Consider the following 15,402-nt stretch of genomic DNA (forward strand, 5'->3'; position numbering starts at 1 on the left):
CGCGTTTGCAAAAAGCGGGTTGTCCACACCAACCGGCCCCCTTCTACTACTACCACTATTGAATCAATTGAAAGATAGACAGGAGACTGCGGGGGCCTGCTGCGGCTGTTGCGTCAACAAAACAGGTCCGAGCAGCGGCGCGCCATCCAGCCCGCGCAAGCTCAACTCCAACCGCAGCCCCTGTCCGTCGGGCAGGTTGGCCAAGACGGTGAGCAACACGCTCTGCTCCTGCAGCACGGTCTTGTCACCCGACACCGCCAGCGTGGTCCAGCGGCCAGGCAACTCGGCCCGCCCATCGGCATCGAACTCCCAGCTGCCTTCGTGCACGAAGCGCTGGCACGGCAGGTTCAGCTCCACGCGCACGTCGCTGACCGACAGGACCACGGGCCCCGCGCACCGGTCGCCACAGGGCAAGGGCTGCATCGGCGCGAGGGTCGGGTCCAGCGTGGCGGTGTAGGTACCTTCGGCCAGGGTGGCACCCACGTTCGGGCCCGTGCCCGTGCCGCCGGTGCCGGGGCCACAGGCCACCAACAGGCAAGCGATCCAAAGGCTTGTCAACAGCTCAGCGGGTCGTTTCATGGTCGTCAGCGGCATGGAAGTAGCTGCCGAAACGCACGCGCTGTGTGCGCTGTGCGGGGTCGGCATGGGCTTGGTCGTGGTCGAAGCGGGCCTGGGCCTCGCGCATGACCTGGCGAAAGGCCTGGCGCCACACCTTGGCGGCCAGGGCGTGAAGTTCGGCGGCGGAAGCCGGCGTCAGCTCGTCCACGAACACGGCCTGTTCCAGGAAGTTCTGCTGGCCGTCGACGTTGGCGCAGGCCGCCGCCAGGTGGTCGTGCACGTTGTCTCCCAGCAGCTGCAGCATCTCGGCAAAGCCCTGGCGCGGCACGAAGCCCGGCGCGAGCAGGCGCACGCCCTGCGCGCCTTCCTCCGCCAGGCCCAGGCGCAGCAATTCGTCGAGCACGGCCCGTGGCCGCACGTCGGTGCTGATGGCCGCGACCAGGGCGTCGAAGCCCGGACCCTCGGCCTGGCGCGGCAGCACCAGTGGCGTGCCCTCGTCGTCGACGAAGGCCACGTCGCTGAGCCAGCGCCCCACCACCTGGCTGGCCATGTTCATGGCGTCGCGCGCCGGGGGGGCGCTGGCTGCGCTGCGCAACTGGCGCACATCGCGCCGGTGCACGCCCGACAGCAGGCTCAAGGCGCTGTCGGTGGTCTTCTGGCCGCTGGCGGCCAGTTCGTCGCGTGCCGCCTCCAGGAACACCTGCTTGAGGGCGGTCGCGAAGCTGGGATAGGCCACGCCATGCCGCAGCAACAGGCGCACCGCGGGCCGCAGCAGCCGCAGCACAGAAGCCAGCACGACCGCGGACCGGGATGGAGTGGACATTCTGTGGGATATTATTCCACGCAGATGAAGAAGTGGACATTGGAAAGCCCGGGTGCCGGCATCGCGCTGCATCTGCTGCTGTTCGCGCTCGTGGTGGCCGCTGTGCAGTACAGCGAGCACCGGGCCGCGTCCGTCCCTGCCGCAGCGCCCTCACCTGCCCAGAGCAAGGCGGTTCCGGCGCGTCCGCTCCGTGCCAGCGCCCCTGCGCCGCAGGTCTTGCCCGTGGTGGGCGCCGTCGCGCCGCAGCATCCCAGCCCCTGAAGAACAACCGTGTGGATAGTTCCGGCACAAGCCGGTGCTTGTCCACAGCCGCGCGCGTCCGGCCGAACTTGTTCATGCCGGCACGACAGCACGAAAGCGCGGCCGCCCACAGCCGCAGCGGTGCTGCAAGTCCGCGGCACGGCTGGACAAACCGCAGTTGTCCACAGCCAGGGCCGCCCTCTACTACTACGACTATTGAAAGATAGAGAAGATAGAAGAGAGATAGGGACAACCGGCGCGCCCGTCCCCGCATAGGATGGCCCCCGCCATGCAACGTGTCGCACCCGCCCCCAACCTCATGGTCGCCACGCTGTGGGCCGACATGCTGCGGCGCGACGGCATCTCGGCCACGGTGCAGCGGGCCTATGCCAGCGGCATCGCCGGCCAGATCCCGCCGGACCAGGCGCTGCCCGAAATCTGGGTCGAGGACGACGGCCACCTGGCGCGGGCCCTGGCCATGCTCGAGCAGCTGCAGCACCCGCCGGAGCGGCGCTGGTCGTGCAGCGGTTGCCACGAGGTGCTGGAGGGGCCCTTCGAACAGTGCTGGAACTGCGGCACGCTGCGCGAGCCCCTGTAGCCGGCCAGTTAGCATCGCGGCCGACCCGCCTTGTCAACAAAGGACCGAAGCGCCGTGCCGAACGAACTGAGCCAACTGCCCTTCCTGCACCCCTGGCGCCACGGCTTCGTGCGCCTGGCCGTGGCGGTGCCGCGCAACCGCGTGGCCGATCCGGTGTTCAACGCCGGCGAGACCGTGCGCCTGTACGAAGACGCGGCCGACCAGGGCGCCTCGGTGGTGGCCTTCCCGGAACTGGGCCTGTCGGCCTACACCTGCGACGACCTGTTCCACCAGTCCACCCTGCTCGAGCGCTGCCTGGATGCGTTGCACGCCGTGGCCCAGGCCACGCGCGAGCGCGATGCCGTGGCCATCGTCGGCCTGCCGCTGCGCGTCGACCACCGCTTGTTCAACTGCGCGGCCATCGTCGCGGGCGGCCAGGTGCTGGGCGTGCAGCCCAAGACCTACCTGCCCAACTACGGCGAGTTCTACGAAGGCCGGCAGTTCGCCGCCGCCGACGCGGCCCTGGCGTCCTCTGTGCGGCTTTTCGGGCAGGACGTGCCCTTCGGGTCGGACCTGGTCTTCCGGGCCCGCCAGCAGCCTCTGCTGGCCCTGCATTGCGAGATCTGCGAGGACCTGTGGGTCCCCATCCCCCCGTCCAGCTACGCCGCGCTGGCGGGCGCCACGGTGCTGGTCAACCTGTCGGCCTCCAACATCACCATCGGCAAGGCCGCCTACCGCCACCAACTGGCCGGCCTGCAGTCGGGCCGCTGCCTGGCGGCCTACCTGTATTCGTCGGCCGGCATCGGCGAGTCGACGACCGACCTGGCCTGGGACGGCCAGGCCCTGATCTACGAAGGCGGCGAGCTGCAGGCCGAGAGCGAGCGCTTCTCCAATGTCTCGCACACCATCTTTGCCGACGTGGACCTGGAGCGCCTGGTGCACGAGCGCATGCGGCAGAACAGCTTCGGCACCTCGGCCGCGCGGCACAAGGCCGAGCTGGCCAATTGGCGCACCGTGGAGTTCGACCTGGCACCGCCCAAGGCGCCCGGGGCGCTGCGCCGCACGGTGGAGCGCTTCCCCTATGTGCCGGCCGACGCCGCCACGCGCGACGAGCGCTGCCGCGAGGTCTTCAACATCCAGGTGCAGTCGCTGGTGCAGCGGCTGGAGGCCGCGCGCATCGAGAAGGTGGTGATCGGCGTCTCCGGCGGGCTGGACTCCACGCATGCACTGCTGGTGCTGGCCAAGGCCATGGACCGGCTCAACCGCCCGCGCAGCCACATCCTGGCCTACACCATGCCCGGCTTCGCCACCAGCACGCGCACGCTGGACCAAGCGCACCGGCTCATGGCCACGGTGGGCTGCACGGCGAAAGAGATCGACATCCGGCCCAGCTGCCGCCAGATGCTGGCCGACCTGGACCATCCGTTCGCGCGCGGCGAGCCGGTCTACGACATCACCTTCGAGAACGTGCAGGCCGGCGAGCGCACCAGCCACCTGTTCCGCCTGGCCAACCACCACGGCGGCATCGTGGCCGGCACTGGCGACCTCTCCGAACTGGCGCTGGGCTGGTGCACCTACGGCGTGGGCGACCACATGTCGCACTACAACGTGAACGCCAGCGTGCCCAAGACGCTGATCAAGCACATGGTGCACTGGGTGGCCGGGCAGAACCTGCTGGGCGACGCGGGCAGCGCCGTGCTGCGCGAGATCCTGGCCACCGAGGTCAGCCCCGAGCTGGTGCCGGCCGGCGCCGACGCCGATGGCAAGGACCAGCCCGGCCAGCGCACGGAAGACACCGTCGGCCCCTACGAGCTGCAGGACTTCCACCTGTACCACATCGTTCGCCACGGCTTCGGCCCGGCCAAAGTGGCCTTTCTCGCGCACGCCGCCTGGCACGACCGGGAGCGCGGGCCCTGGCCCGACACGCTGCAGGGCGCGCTCAACCAGTACGGCCTGGCCGACATCAAGAAGCACCTGCGCACCTTCGTCTGGCGCTTCTTCCAGACCAGCCAGTTCAAGCGCAGCTGCGTGCCCAACGGGCCCAAGGTCGGTTCGGGCGGCTCGCTGTCGCCGCGTGGCGATTGGCGTGCGCCCAGCGATTCCGAGGCACGGGTGTGGATCGACGAAGTGGCGGCGATCCCGGCCGAAGACGGCTGAGCTTCAGGGCCGCGGTGCCGGCCCGATGGAGCCGCGGTCGGTGAACTGCAGCGGCACGCGCTCGCTGCGCCCCGGCTGGCCGGCGTCGGCCATGCGGCTGCGCAGCAGCGTGGCGATGCCTTCGGCCACGCGCTGGGCGTCCACGTTGAGCAGCGAGATGCTGGGCGCGTGGTCGCGCGCGAAGTCGGTGTCGCCGATGGTGACGACGGAGATGTCCTGCGGCACGCGCAGGCCGTTGGCCTCGATCGCGCGCAAGGTGCTGCCCAGCGTGTAGGTGCCCTGCGCGATGATGGCCGTGGGGCGGTCCGCGCGCTGGAGCAGCGCGTTCACATCGGCGAACACCGAACTCGTGGCCGATGCGGCCTGCACCAGCATGTCCGGCACGCGCAGCCCTGCCGCCTTGTAGGCCGCCCGGTAGCCCTCGATGCGCCGGCGCACGGGGCGGCTGCTGGCGCGCCACAGGGCCAGCGCGATGCGCGTGTGGCCCTGCGCGAAGAGTTCCGCCATGGCTGCCTTCATGCCCGCGGCATGGTCGAACAGCAGAGCGTCGCAGCCGGGCGTGGCCATGTCGCGGTCCAGCACGACGACGGGCATGGGCAAACCGTTGAGTGCGGCCAGCACCTGCGCATCGGTCTCGTTGCCGGGCGCGGCGATCACGCCGTCCATGCCGCGCCGCCCGAACATGGCCAGTGTTTCCGTCTCGCGCTGCGCGTCGTTCAGCCCATTGGCCAGCAGCAGCATGTAGCCGTCCTTGCGCAGCCGTTCCTCGAGCGAGCGAAACAGCCGGGCGTAGAGCGGGTTGGTCACATCCGTGAACAGGCAGCCGATGGTCTTGCTCGAGCGCGAGCGCAGCGCCTGCGCCGTGTGGTTGGGCCGGTAGTCGAGGATGGCGATCGCGCGCTCGACCTTGTCGCGGGTTTCTGGTGAAACGTTTTCAGCGCCGTTGATCACGCGCGAGGCACTGCCCACCGACACCCCGGCCAAAGCCGCGACATCGCGAATATCCACCTTGTCTTTCGCCATCGATCTGCTTTCTTCGAACGCCCCCCGCATGATAGCCAGGGCGCAAATCGGCCTAGGTGTTTGTCCTCTGTTGAAACGTTTCATTGGCCATTTTAGGATGCACTCGAACAACAGGAGACGCCATGCAGCAGGGATTTGCGATCGATCCGCAGCGGCAGTGCTTCGCGCCGGCCGCGGGCCATCCGGCCGACCATCCGGCACAGCGGCTGCACGGCCGCAAGGTGCTGGTGGTGGGCGCAGGCCAGCGCAGCATCGATGACCCGGACCCGCCGGTCGGTAACGGCCGCGCCATCAGCCTGCTGTTCGCCCGCCACGGCGCCGCGCTGACCTGCGTGGATGTGTCGGAGCCGGCGCTGCGCGCCACCTGCGAGCAGGTCGCTCAGGAAGGCGGCCGCGTGCATGCCGAGGTGGCCGACGTGGCCGACGCCGGGCAGATCGCCCCGCTCGTGCAGCGGGCCAGCGCGCACATGGGGGGGCTGGACGGCATGGTGCTCGTCGTCGGCGTGGCCAGCGGCCTGCCACTGGCGCGGCAGACCGCGCAGGACTGGGACCATGAGCACGCCGTCAACGTGCGCAGCAACATGCTGTTCGCGCAGCAGGCGCTGCAGCACATGGCGCCGGGTGGCTCCATCGTGCTGGTCTCGTCGCTGGCGGCGCTGCGCAACAGTTCGGGCAACCCGGCCTACGAGACCACCAAGGCCGCGCAGGTGGCGCTGGCGCGTGCCATCGCCATGGCCGGCCAGCCCAAGGGCATCCGCTGCAACAGCCTGCTGCCCGGCCTCATGGACACGCCCATGGGCCGCGCCGCCACCCGTCGACGGCCCGACCGGCTGGCCATGCCGCTGCCCTTCGGCCGCCAGGGCACGGGTTGGGAGGTGGCCCATGCGGCGCTGTTCCTGGTCTCGCACGAGTCGTCGTATGTGAACGCCCATGCGCTGCTGGTCGACGGCGGCCTGTCGGCGGGCATCGCCTTGCCGCTGTCCTGAAACCCTGCTTCGGGAGACCCCACCATGCCCCAGGTTTCGCATGGCAGGCGGCGTGCGGCCGCTTTGCTCGCCCTTCCCGCCGCGTGGCTGGCACTCGGCAGGCCGGCCCATGGCCAGCAGGAGGACTACCCGAAGCGGCCGATCAAGATCGTGCTGGGCTTTCCGCCGGGTGGCTCCACCGACACCTCGGCGCGCCGCGTGGCCGACCAGTTGGCGCGGCAGATGGGCCAGCCGGTCATCGTCGAGAACCGGCCGGGTGCGTCCGGCAACATCGGTGCGACCTACGTGGCCAAGAGCGCGCCCGACGGCTATACGCTGCTGTACGGCACCAACACCACGCACGCCATGAACGTGAGCCTGTACCCCAGGCTGGAGTTCGACCCGGTCAAGGACTTCGAGCCGGTCATCCTGCAGGGCAAGGTGTCCAACGTGCTCAGCGTCCACCCCTCCTTCGCTGCCACCACGCTGCAGGCCTTCATCGACCAGGCGAAGGCCAGGCCCGGCGCCATCAATGTGGCCTCCAACGGCAATTCGACCAGCACGCACATGGCGCTGGAGCTGCTCAAGGGCATGGCGGGCATCTCCGTCGTCCACGTGCCGTACAAGGGCAGCGTGCCGGCGCTCAACGACGTGCTGGGCGGCACGGTGCCGGCCATCATGGACAACCTGCCGGCCTCGCTGCCCCACATCAAGGCCGGCAAGTTGCGGCCGCTGGCCGTCACCGCCCGCAAGCGCTTGCCGCAGCTGCCCGAGGTGCCGACCTTCGACGAGCTCGGCCTGCGCGGCTACGAGGTGGCCGGCTGGGGCGCCATCTGGGCGCCGGCCGGCACGCCCCGGCCCATCGTGGAGCGGCTCAACCGCGAGATCAACCTGGCGCTCAGGGAACCGCGCATCGTCGAGGTGATGTTCGAGACCGCTTCCGAACCCCAGGGCGGCACGCCGGAAGAACTGGCCCGCTACGCGCGCGAGGAAACCATCAAGTGGCGCGAGGTGATCCGCAACGCCAACATCCGACTCGACTGACCAGGACTTCAGCCATGGCACGCATTCCCTACTTCGATCTCGACCAGGCCTCTCCCACCATCCGCGAGATGGTGGCCTCGCGCCCGCCGCTCAACATCTACCGCATGGTGGCGCACGGCGGCCCGAGCGCGGAGGGCTTCCTGGCCCTGGGCAACGCGATCCTGCGGCGCTCGGAACTCGACCCGGTGCTGCGCGAGCTCGTCATCCTGCGCGTGGGCGCGCTCTGCGGTTCGCACTACGAGGTCTTCCAGCACCGGCGTGTGGCGGCACAGGCCGGCGTTCCCCCGGAGAAGATCGAGGCCGTGCTGCAGCGGCCCGATGACAGCCCCCCGCCAGCGGCCTTCACCGCCCTGGAACTGCAGGTGCTGCACTACACGGACGCCGTGGTGCGGCAGGTCAAGGCACCCACCCCGCTGTTCGATGCGCTCGCGGCCAGCCTGCCGCACCGCCAACTCGTCGAGCTGACGATGACGATCGGCTTCTACATGCTGGTCTGCCGGCTGCTGGAGAACTTCGAGGTCGACCTGGAAGCCGGCCAACCCCCCGCTGCGCCGGGCCGCTGAAGCCCGCGCTCAGCCCGGCGCGCGGCGCCGCTCCTGCCGCCCATCGCGGTAGAAGCGGGCCTTGGCGTCGAACATGGCCCGGTCGGCCGCGTGCAGTGCGTCCTCGACCTCCGACGCGCGGCTGGCACTCGCGATGCCGATCGACAGGCTCAGCGCGTGCCCCGGGTAGAACTGGTTGTTGAGCTCGATCATCGATTCGATGCGGCCCTTGAGCTCCTGCGCCGCGCGCTCGTCCGCGCCCGGCAGCAGCGCCACGAACTCGTCGCCGCCGATGCGCGCCATGCAGCCGGGCTGGCCCGCACTGGCGCTGGCCAGCACTTCGCCGGCGCGGCGCAGCAGGGCGTCGCCGACCACATGGCCCTCGCTGTCGTTGATGCGCTTGAGCCCGTTCAGGTCCATCACCAGGATGCCCAGCGGCCAGGGCCCCTTGCGCGAGATGCGGTTGAGTTCGTCCACGTAGAAGGCACGGTTGCGCAGGCGGGTCAGCGAATCGTGCTTGCCCAGGTATTCGAGGTAGGCCTCGGCCTTCTTGCGTGCCGTGATGTCCACCAGCGAGACCAGCACCAGGCCCCAGTCGTCCGCATGGTCGGGCAGCACCGCGAACTGCATGTGGATGTTGATCAGCGCGCCGCCCAGACCGTAGTTGACGACCTCGCGCACCTGCTCGGTCTTGCCGTTCCACAGGTCGATCAACTGCTCGGCGAAGGTGTCGTGCATCTCGTCGCGGAACACCTTGCCCAGGTTGCCCAGCAGCTCCTCCTGGCTGGCGGCGCCGAACATCGTGAGCGTCTGGCGGTTGACCTCCAGCACGCGGATCTCCTCCATGCAGCGCCCCACGAACTCCGGGTGCACCGAGAGAAACACGCGGAAGTCCTGGATGCCCTGCGCACGCACCTCCTCGAGCAGCTGCTTCACGCCGCTGAAATCCTCCACCCACAGCGAGACCGGCGAGTAGTGGAACAGGTCGCGCGCATGGCTTTCGCTGGCCGCCAGCTGCCGGCGCGTCTGGACGGCCGCGGTGGTGTCTTCCAGCGAGATCAGCACGCGGTCCCAGCGGTCTTCATGGCCGCGCAGCACGCGCACGCGGATCGCCACATCGATGCGCCGGCCGTCCAGCGCGTAGTTGACGGTCTGGTTGCTGTAGTCGAGCCGACCGTTCCACAGCGACAGCATCTCAGGCAGCATGGTCGTGAACATGTCGCCGCGGAACACGTCGGGCAGGCGCTGCTGCAGCTCCTCGAGGCTGGCCGCGCCGAACAGCGTCAAGGTCTGCCGGTTGACCTGCAGGATGCGGATGCCGGCCGCACACTGCTGCACGCGCGTGGGGTTGGCGCGCAGGTGGGCCTCCAGGTCCGTCACGCCGGCGGCGCGCCAGTCGTCGAACAGATCCTTGAGCGCGCTGAAGTCTTCGAGCCAGAGCGAGATCGGGGCCCACTCGAACATCTGTTCGAAGTCGGCGGAGTCGGTTGGTGTCATCGCCTGATTTTCCAGGACTTATGTGTTGGATGGACCCGGCGCTTGCCGGCCCGCGGACCGAGGCAGGCGCGGTGCCTGCCCTGCCGCGCTCAACCGCCCGGCGGCTGGCCGTTGGAGGCCGTCACGCCGCCGTCCACCGGCAGGTTCACGCCGTTGATGAACCGTGCATCCTCGCTCGCGAGGAAGGCCACCACGGCCGCAATGTCGGCCGGCTCGGCCACGCGGCCCAGTGGCAGGCGTTCCATGAACTTGGCCACCAGTTCGGCGTCGGCCAGCATGTCCTCGGTCATGCCCGTGCGCGTGAGCGAAGGGCACACGGCGTTGCAGCGCACACCCTGGCCGCCGTAGTCCAGCGCGATCGCACGCGTGAGGTTCACCACCCCGCCCTTGGCCGCGTTGTAGGCGCACATGGCCCAGTCCGCGCCCAGGCCCGAGACCGAGGCCGTGTTGACGATGCAGCCACGCGTCTTGAGCAGCTCGGGCAGCGCGGCGCGGCAACCGTAGAACACGCCCGTGAGGTCCACGCGGATGGTCTTGTCCCAGTCGTCCAGCGCCACGTCGCCGGCCTTGCCTTCGGAGGCCACGCCGGCGTTGTTGACCATCACATCGAGCTGGCCGAAGCGCTCCACGGCGGCGCGCACCAAGGCCTGCACCTGGGTGTGGTCGCCCGTGTCGCAGCGCTGCACGAGCGTGCGGTCGGCATCCATGCCGGAGGCGACCGCTTGCAGCTTGGCCTCTTCGATGTCGGCCAACACCACGTTGGCGCCTTCCTGCGCGAAGCGTTCGGCCACGCCGCGGCCGATGCCGGAGGCCGCGCCGGTGACGATGACGGCCTTGCCCTTGAAGCGTTGTTCCATGCGCACTCCCTGCTGAGAAAGCCGCCATGGTGGGCGGCTGGCGCGGGGCGTGGCGTAGGACAGCGGACAGCCGCACGGGCAGGCAAGGCCGCGTGCGCGTGAACGGCGCGGAACAGGAGCGCGCCGTGGGTGGCTCAGACGCCTTCGACGATGCGGATCTCGCGCTCGGCGCCATCGCCCAGCGCATCCAGCGCCGCGCCGTAGGCCGCGCTGTCGTGCGTGGCCACGGCCTGGGCCACGCTGTCGAACTCGATCAGCACGGTGCGCTGCTCCAGCCCGGCCTCGTAGACCTTGGCGGGCAGGCCGCGCGCGAGGAAGCGGCCGCCGCCGGCGGTGATGGCCGGGCCGGCCAGCTGGGCGTAGGCGGCGAGCTTGTCGGGGTTGCTGACCGAGCGGTAGGTCGAGATCCAATAGGCTTTGGGCATGTCGGTTTCCTGGGTTGGGAGGGGCGGTGCGGGGCCGCGGGGCTGCGGCGGCGCGGCTACTCTAACCGCATGTCGCCAGCCGGACGCACCGGCGCGCCCGCCCGGCGCTGTGGCTTAGCATGCGGCCGACACAGAACCAACGCGCACCCGCGAGACAAGCACAACGATGAGCGCCGGCACCCACAGCCCTCCCTTCGGCACCCTGCACCGCATCGCGCGCGTGATGCAGATCACGCAGGCCATCGCCCTGGTCCTGCTGCTGGTGTTCGGTGCGCTGCTGTGGCGCAACATTGCCGACTTCCGCAATGCCGATGCGCTGGTCGACCAGACGCACGAGGTGCAGGAAGAGATCGACCGCGTGCGCGCCAGCGTCATGTTGGGCGGGCTGGCGCTGCGCAACTACGCCATTTCGCCCAGGCCCGAGTTCCTCGCCAGCCTGGCCCGGACATCGGACGAATCCCGGGATGCCACGGAGCGCCTGCAGAAGCTCGTCCAGGACAACCCCAGCCAGACCACCCGCGCCCGTGAAGTCCATTCGGAGACCGCCGAGATCCTCGGCTGGTACGGCAGCTCCAGCGTGATCGCGCAGCGCGACGGCGCGGCCGCGCTGCAGGCCTCGCTGGCCGCACGCGTGAACATCGACGCGAGCCAGCGCCTGCGCGAGTTGCTGGACGTGATGGACACCGAGGAACGCGCCCTGCTGGAAGCGCGGCGCGACGCCAGGGAGGCAGGCTTTCAGTCCGTCAAGCGCTGGAGCGCGGCCATCGGCCTGGTGTTCGTGCTGTTCACGGCCGGCGCCATCGTGCATGCGGGCCGGCTCGTGGGCCTGGGCGAATCCAGGCTCAAGACCCTGCACGACGATGCCGAGAAGGACCCGCTCACCGGCCTTGCCAACCGCCGCGCCATCGACCGCGCCGCCCAGGCCCAGGCCGGCCGGCCCATGGCCGTGATCAGCTTCGACCTCGACCTGTTCAAGCCCGTCAACGACCGCCATGGCCATGCGGCCGGCGATGAGGTGCTGCGCACCGTGGCCGCGCGGCTGCAGCAGCAATCCCGCCACGGCGACGTGGTGGCGCGCACGGGCGGCGACGAGTTCGTGATCCTGCTGCCGGGGTTGGCGGATGTGAAGGTGCTGGAGGGCATCGCGGCGCGCGTGCGCAGCACGGTGGGCGAGCCGATCGACTTCGACGGCGTGGCGCTGCGGGTCGGGGCGTCGGTGGGGTACGCGTGTTCGGACGGAAGCCAGCGCTTCGAGCAGCTGGCGGCGCAGGCGGATGCGATGTCTTATGAGGAGAAGAAGCGGGGGAAGGTGGGACGCGTGTGAGGGTGCGCGTGCGGGCCGCGCATCAGGGCGCGCCGTGCTTGCGGCTGTTGCCGCGGGCGGTGGCCACGGGGTACTTCTGTGCGTTGACCAGGATCTTGTCCTGCGCTGCGGCCACGGGGTCGATGCCGAGCGCATCGGACAGCTGCACGAGGTAGAGCAGCACGTCGGCGATCTCGGCGGCCACGGCCTGCTTCTGCTCTGGTTGCAATGCGCGGCTCTGCGCATCGGGCATCCACTGGAAGTGTTCCAGCAGTTCGGCGGCTTCGACGATGAGGGCGGAGGCCAGGTTCTTGGGGGAATGGAATTGCTGCCAGTCGCGCTCGGCGGCGAAGGTGGCGAGTTGCTGGCGGAGGGCGTCGAGGGAGTCGCTCATGGCAAAGGATGCACAGCGATGTGCCGTTGAGAGGTTCAGACAGATCAGCGAGCCATCATGCCGCAGGCTCCGACACCATCAAGAATTCGGCAACGATGGCAAAGCTGCCCTGACGGGTGCCGGCTGGATCGGCGCGGAACAGACACCAGGCTCCGCTGGGAATGCGCCGGTCCATCGATTCGCCAACCACCTGCGCGACAAACAGGCCCGGCTGAGGCCTGATGCAATCGGGCAACGCTGCCCAAGTAGCTGCGGCGTCTTCGAGCGACTGCACGTCGGAAAAGTTAGCGCTGCTGCCCCCATGTCTGTCGACACTTGTTCGACAAATCCCTAGATGCCGTCGACACCGTCTCCCGATATCGCGAGCAGGGCCGCAATCCCTCTCAACGGCTTCGCAGACCAAGGTACCAGGTATGTCCGGCGAGCAAGGTCCCGCACTCTGTCCAACTGCTTCGCCTCGCGGGCCATCCGTGAGGCCAACAGCGGGTCGCGACTGCCACTTGCCATCAAGCTGCGGTTCACGACCCAGGCAAACGGTTCGATCTGGGCGCGCCGGAGGTCGTCCTGCAGCGCCGCCGCCTCCGACACGGGCGTGATTTCGGGCAGGGCGACGATGACGATGCGGGTGTAGTCGGGGTCCTGAAGACGCATCAGCGGGGTCACGAAGCGGCCAGTACCCTTGCCCTCGAACTCGTGCGCCATCTGCCGGTGGTAGGCACCTGTGGCGTCCATGAGCAGCAGGGTGTGCCCTGTCGGGGCTGTGTCCAGCACGACGAAGGAGCTTCGAGCTTCGCCCACTGTCCGCGAGAAGGCATGGAAGACGGCCACCTCTTCTGTACAGGGAGAGTGCAGGTCTTCGAGTAGAAGGGCACGGCCCTGCTCGTCCAGGTCCTTGCCTCGGCTGGCCAGGATCTTGCCGATGTAGCGTTGAGTCTCGGCAACCGGGTCGATGCGGCTCACCTCGAGCCCCGGCATCTGGCCTTCGACAGTCGCGGTGAGATGAGCTGCGGGGTCCGTGGTCGAGAGGTGTACCGACTTGCCGCGTTGGACCAGCGCGACCGCCAATGCCGCAGCGATGGTTGTCTTCCCTACACCCCCCTTGCCCATCACCATCACAAGTCCATGGTCCCGCTGTGCGAGTTCGTCGGCCAGCGCGTGAAGCCTTTGAACCTCTCGGGGAACCACCGGCGCCTTCGTGTCCGCAGGGGCAATGGCGGTCTGTGGCGCAAGCAAGGCCCGCAACGCGGGCAATCCCACCATGTCGAACGAGCGCAGGGGAACGTGGTCTTGCGGTAGCGCTCGCAAGACATCGGGCATTGCCGCAAGGGCGCCCTCCTCGAGGCCCTGCAGCGCGTTGGCTACCGCATCGTCGGGCACGGTTGCCTTGAACACCGCATTCACAAGAAGATGCTGGTTCGCCAGACCCAACTGGAGCAGTTCCTGATGTGTACGCGCAGCCTCGCGAAGGGCGCCAGTGTCGGCGCGCGTCACCAGCACGATGGACGTCTGGTCTCCATCGCACAGGGCCTTGAGACCGGTCCGAAAGCGCTCCTCCTGCATCTTCAGGCCGGAGTGCGGCCCGAGACACGAGGCCCCGCGGTCGTTCCCTTCGAGGAATCCGGTCCAGGCTTTTGGAAGGCTCAGCAGCCGCAAGGTGTGCCCGGACGGAGCGGTGTCGAAGACCACGTGGTCATAGCCCGACGCATCGCCTGCCAGCAGACCGATGAATTCGTCGAAGGCTGCAATTTCGGTCGTGCAGGCGCCTGAGAGCTGCTCGCGAACGGCTTCCCGCTCCGCTGTCGAACTGCTTGCCGCCATCTTGTCCAGGACGCGAAGACGATAGGCTTCTGCGGCCGCGTCCGGGTCGATGTTCATTGCCCGAAGCCCTGAAGCGCCCGGCACTTCGCGCGGCTGGTCCGACAGCGCCACGCCCAGCATCTCGTCGAGATTGGAGGCCGGGTCGGTGCTGACGAGCAACACGCGCTTGCCCCCCTCGCACAGGGCCAACGCGCAAGCGCAGGCGATGGACGTCTTGCCGACGCCGCCCTTGCCGGTGAAGAACAGGAAATGCCGCGTGTCGCACAGCAGCGAGAGGGGCGATTCAGTTTGGACCATCGTTCTCTTAGAGCGGCTTGCGGTCCCGCGGTCGCGGGACGCCGTTGGGCGCGGTAGAGCACGTGCCAAGCTGCCCACCGTGGCAACAAGAAGGTGCGCGATGGCGCCGCGCGAGCGCCAGAACGGCAGGGCGACCGTGGTCGGCGATGTCCATGGCAAGCCTCCTGTGCGCAGTCGCGCTACCTGGCGGTCGCAGGCGGCATTTCCTGCCGGTCCATCATCATCCGCATCATCATTTCCATCATGTCCATGCGGCGTTCCACCATCGCCGGGTCCATGGGCATCGCACCCTTGCCACTGTCCATTCCCCTGCAACCGGTCATTCCTCCGCCCATCTGGCCCATCATCCCCATGCCGTCTTGCATGGTCAGCATGTGGTCCTTCATCAGCGCGGCGCGTTCCCCGGGTGTTGTGGCTTGAGCCATCTTCCGATGCATCTCCTGCATCGCCTTCATTTTTTGCTCGTAACCGGCCGGTGCCGACGCAGCCGAGCAGCCCTGTGGATGGTGTGTCGCATGTTCTCCCGGCATCGATGAACAGCCAGCGAGTGATGCCATGCCCAGGGCTGCACCTAGAACGACTAATCTCATGGTCTTCTCCAGGGAAAAGGCCGCTGACGCAGCGACCAGCCCCGACAGCTTGCGCCTCGACGAGCGTCCAAGGCTTGAGGCACGTCAATGGCAGCAGCAGCCTGCAGGAAAAGCAGCCGGTAGGCCCGATGGAGTCGACACCGCGACGCGAAGCGGCCGTCTGACCATGGCCCGCCCCACTGGTGCACCATGGGTGTTGATTTCCACGTATTCCTGACCCACCATTTCCATCGAACTTTGACCCACCCTGGATAGAGCCCAGCAGGGCTCACGGTGTGGATAACTTCTTGGT

Annotated in this window: 17 protein-coding genes; 7 read left to right on the forward strand and 10 right to left on the reverse strand. The window is 68.6% G+C overall.

From position 1 onward, the window contains the following. Window positions 1-63: 63 nt before the first annotated feature. Both ASF45_RS14765 and ASF45_RS14770 read right to left on the reverse strand, forming a co-directional pair. Complete coding sequence (locus tag ASF45_RS14765) at window positions 64-594, reverse strand: hypothetical protein (protein WP_235580923.1); 531 nt, start codon at window positions 592-594, stop codon at window positions 64-66. Next, on the reverse strand, window positions 563-1,381 hold the full coding sequence (locus ASF45_RS14770) for a DUF6502 family protein (protein ID WP_063887680.1): 819 nt from the start codon (window positions 1,379-1,381) through the stop codon (window positions 563-565). The genes ASF45_RS14765 and ASF45_RS14770 overlap by 32 nt, the downstream gene beginning before the upstream one ends. A gap of 3 nt (window positions 1,382-1,384) precedes the next feature. Between ASF45_RS14770 and ASF45_RS14775 the strand changes: the two genes are divergently transcribed. The 3 genes from ASF45_RS14775 to ASF45_RS14785 all read left to right on the forward strand — a co-directional run bounded on the left by ASF45_RS14775 (window position 1,385) and on the right by ASF45_RS14785 (window position 4,355). After that, on the forward strand, window positions 1,385-1,642 hold the full coding sequence (locus tag ASF45_RS14775) for a hypothetical protein (protein WP_162244003.1): 258 nt from the start codon (window positions 1,385-1,387) through the stop codon (window positions 1,640-1,642). Between the two features lie 268 nt (window positions 1,643-1,910). After that, window positions 1,911-2,219: a hypothetical protein gene (locus ASF45_RS14780; RefSeq protein WP_056663687.1), complete on the forward strand. Its 309-nt coding sequence runs from the start codon at window positions 1,911-1,913 to the stop codon at window positions 2,217-2,219. A gap of 54 nt (window positions 2,220-2,273) precedes the next feature. After that, complete coding sequence (locus ASF45_RS14785; RefSeq protein ID WP_235580920.1) at window positions 2,274-4,355, forward strand: NAD(+) synthase; 2,082 nt, start codon at window positions 2,274-2,276, stop codon at window positions 4,353-4,355. Between the two features lie 3 nt (window positions 4,356-4,358). On the opposite strand, the gene ASF45_RS14790 is transcribed toward ASF45_RS14785, so the two are convergent. Continuing rightward, window positions 4,359-5,378, reverse strand: coding sequence for a LacI family DNA-binding transcriptional regulator (locus ASF45_RS14790; protein ID WP_056663690.1), 1,020 nt, complete (start codon window positions 5,376-5,378; stop codon window positions 4,359-4,361). 122 nt (window positions 5,379-5,500) lie between these two features. Here ASF45_RS14790 and ASF45_RS14795 point away from each other — a divergent pair, with 122 nt between their 5' ends. Genes ASF45_RS14795 through ASF45_RS14805 form a run of 3 tightly spaced genes read left to right on the forward strand, consistent with a single transcriptional unit; the run spans window position 5,501 to window position 7,950 of the window. Then, entirely contained in the window at window positions 5,501-6,364 is an 864-nt protein-coding gene (locus ASF45_RS14795; RefSeq protein WP_056663693.1) for an SDR family NAD(P)-dependent oxidoreductase, read from the forward strand. 24 nt (window positions 6,365-6,388) lie between these two features. After that, a complete protein-coding gene (locus tag ASF45_RS14800) occupies window positions 6,389-7,387 on the forward strand; it encodes a tripartite tricarboxylate transporter substrate binding protein (protein WP_063887681.1) in 999 nt (332 codons plus the stop codon). Window positions 7,388-7,401: 14 nt separating this feature from the next. Next, window positions 7,402-7,950 carry a carboxymuconolactone decarboxylase family protein gene (locus ASF45_RS14805; RefSeq protein WP_056663698.1) on the forward strand — a complete coding sequence of 183 codons (549 nt, stop codon included), beginning with the start codon at window positions 7,402-7,404 and terminating at the stop codon, window positions 7,948-7,950. A 9-nt stretch (window positions 7,951-7,959) separates the two neighbouring features. On the opposite strand, the gene ASF45_RS14810 is transcribed toward ASF45_RS14805, so the two are convergent. The 3 genes from ASF45_RS14810 to ASF45_RS14820 all read right to left on the reverse strand — a co-directional run bounded on the left by ASF45_RS14810 (window position 7,960) and on the right by ASF45_RS14820 (window position 10,708). Continuing rightward, a complete protein-coding gene (locus ASF45_RS14810) occupies window positions 7,960-9,426 on the reverse strand; it encodes a sensor domain-containing diguanylate cyclase (RefSeq protein WP_235580921.1) in 1,467 nt (488 codons plus the stop codon). Between the two features lie 89 nt (window positions 9,427-9,515). Next, window positions 9,516-10,283 (reverse strand): SDR family NAD(P)-dependent oxidoreductase, encoded by a 768-nt coding sequence (locus ASF45_RS14815; protein ID WP_056663700.1) that lies wholly within the window; start codon window positions 10,281-10,283, stop codon window positions 9,516-9,518. A gap of 134 nt (window positions 10,284-10,417) precedes the next feature. Continuing rightward, the gene (locus tag ASF45_RS14820; RefSeq protein ID WP_056663703.1) at window positions 10,418-10,708 is read right to left on the reverse strand and encodes a DUF1330 domain-containing protein; all 291 of its coding nucleotides are present in this window, start codon (window positions 10,706-10,708) and stop codon (window positions 10,418-10,420) included. A 166-nt stretch (window positions 10,709-10,874) separates the two neighbouring features. Here ASF45_RS14820 and ASF45_RS36940 point away from each other — a divergent pair, with 166 nt between their 5' ends. Beyond that, window positions 10,875-12,032, forward strand: coding sequence for a diguanylate cyclase domain-containing protein (locus ASF45_RS36940; protein ID WP_056663706.1), 1,158 nt, complete (start codon window positions 10,875-10,877; stop codon window positions 12,030-12,032). Window positions 12,033-12,054: 22 nt separating this feature from the next. Here the strand turns inward: ASF45_RS36940 and ASF45_RS14830 are convergent, their stop codons facing one another. From ASF45_RS14830 to ASF45_RS14840, 4 genes are all read right to left on the reverse strand, one after another. Continuing rightward, a complete protein-coding gene (locus tag ASF45_RS14830) occupies window positions 12,055-12,405 on the reverse strand; it encodes a nucleotide pyrophosphohydrolase (protein WP_056663709.1) in 351 nt (116 codons plus the stop codon). A gap of 55 nt (window positions 12,406-12,460) precedes the next feature. After that, window positions 12,461-12,679, reverse strand: coding sequence for a hypothetical protein (locus tag ASF45_RS35315; protein WP_156473010.1), 219 nt, complete (start codon window positions 12,677-12,679; stop codon window positions 12,461-12,463). A 56-nt stretch (window positions 12,680-12,735) separates the two neighbouring features. After that, complete coding sequence (gene arsA / locus ASF45_RS14835) at window positions 12,736-14,520, reverse strand: arsenical pump-driving ATPase (RefSeq protein ID WP_056663712.1); 1,785 nt, start codon at window positions 14,518-14,520, stop codon at window positions 12,736-12,738. Window positions 14,521-14,699: 179 nt separating this feature from the next. Beyond that, a complete protein-coding gene (locus ASF45_RS14840) occupies window positions 14,700-15,110 on the reverse strand; it encodes a hypothetical protein (RefSeq protein WP_063887682.1) in 411 nt (136 codons plus the stop codon). Window positions 15,111-15,402: the final 292 nt, after the last annotated feature.

The organism is Pseudorhodoferax sp. Leaf265 (genome assembly GCF_001422365.1).
GTDB lineage: Bacteria > Pseudomonadota > Gammaproteobacteria > Burkholderiales > Burkholderiaceae_C > Pseudorhodoferax.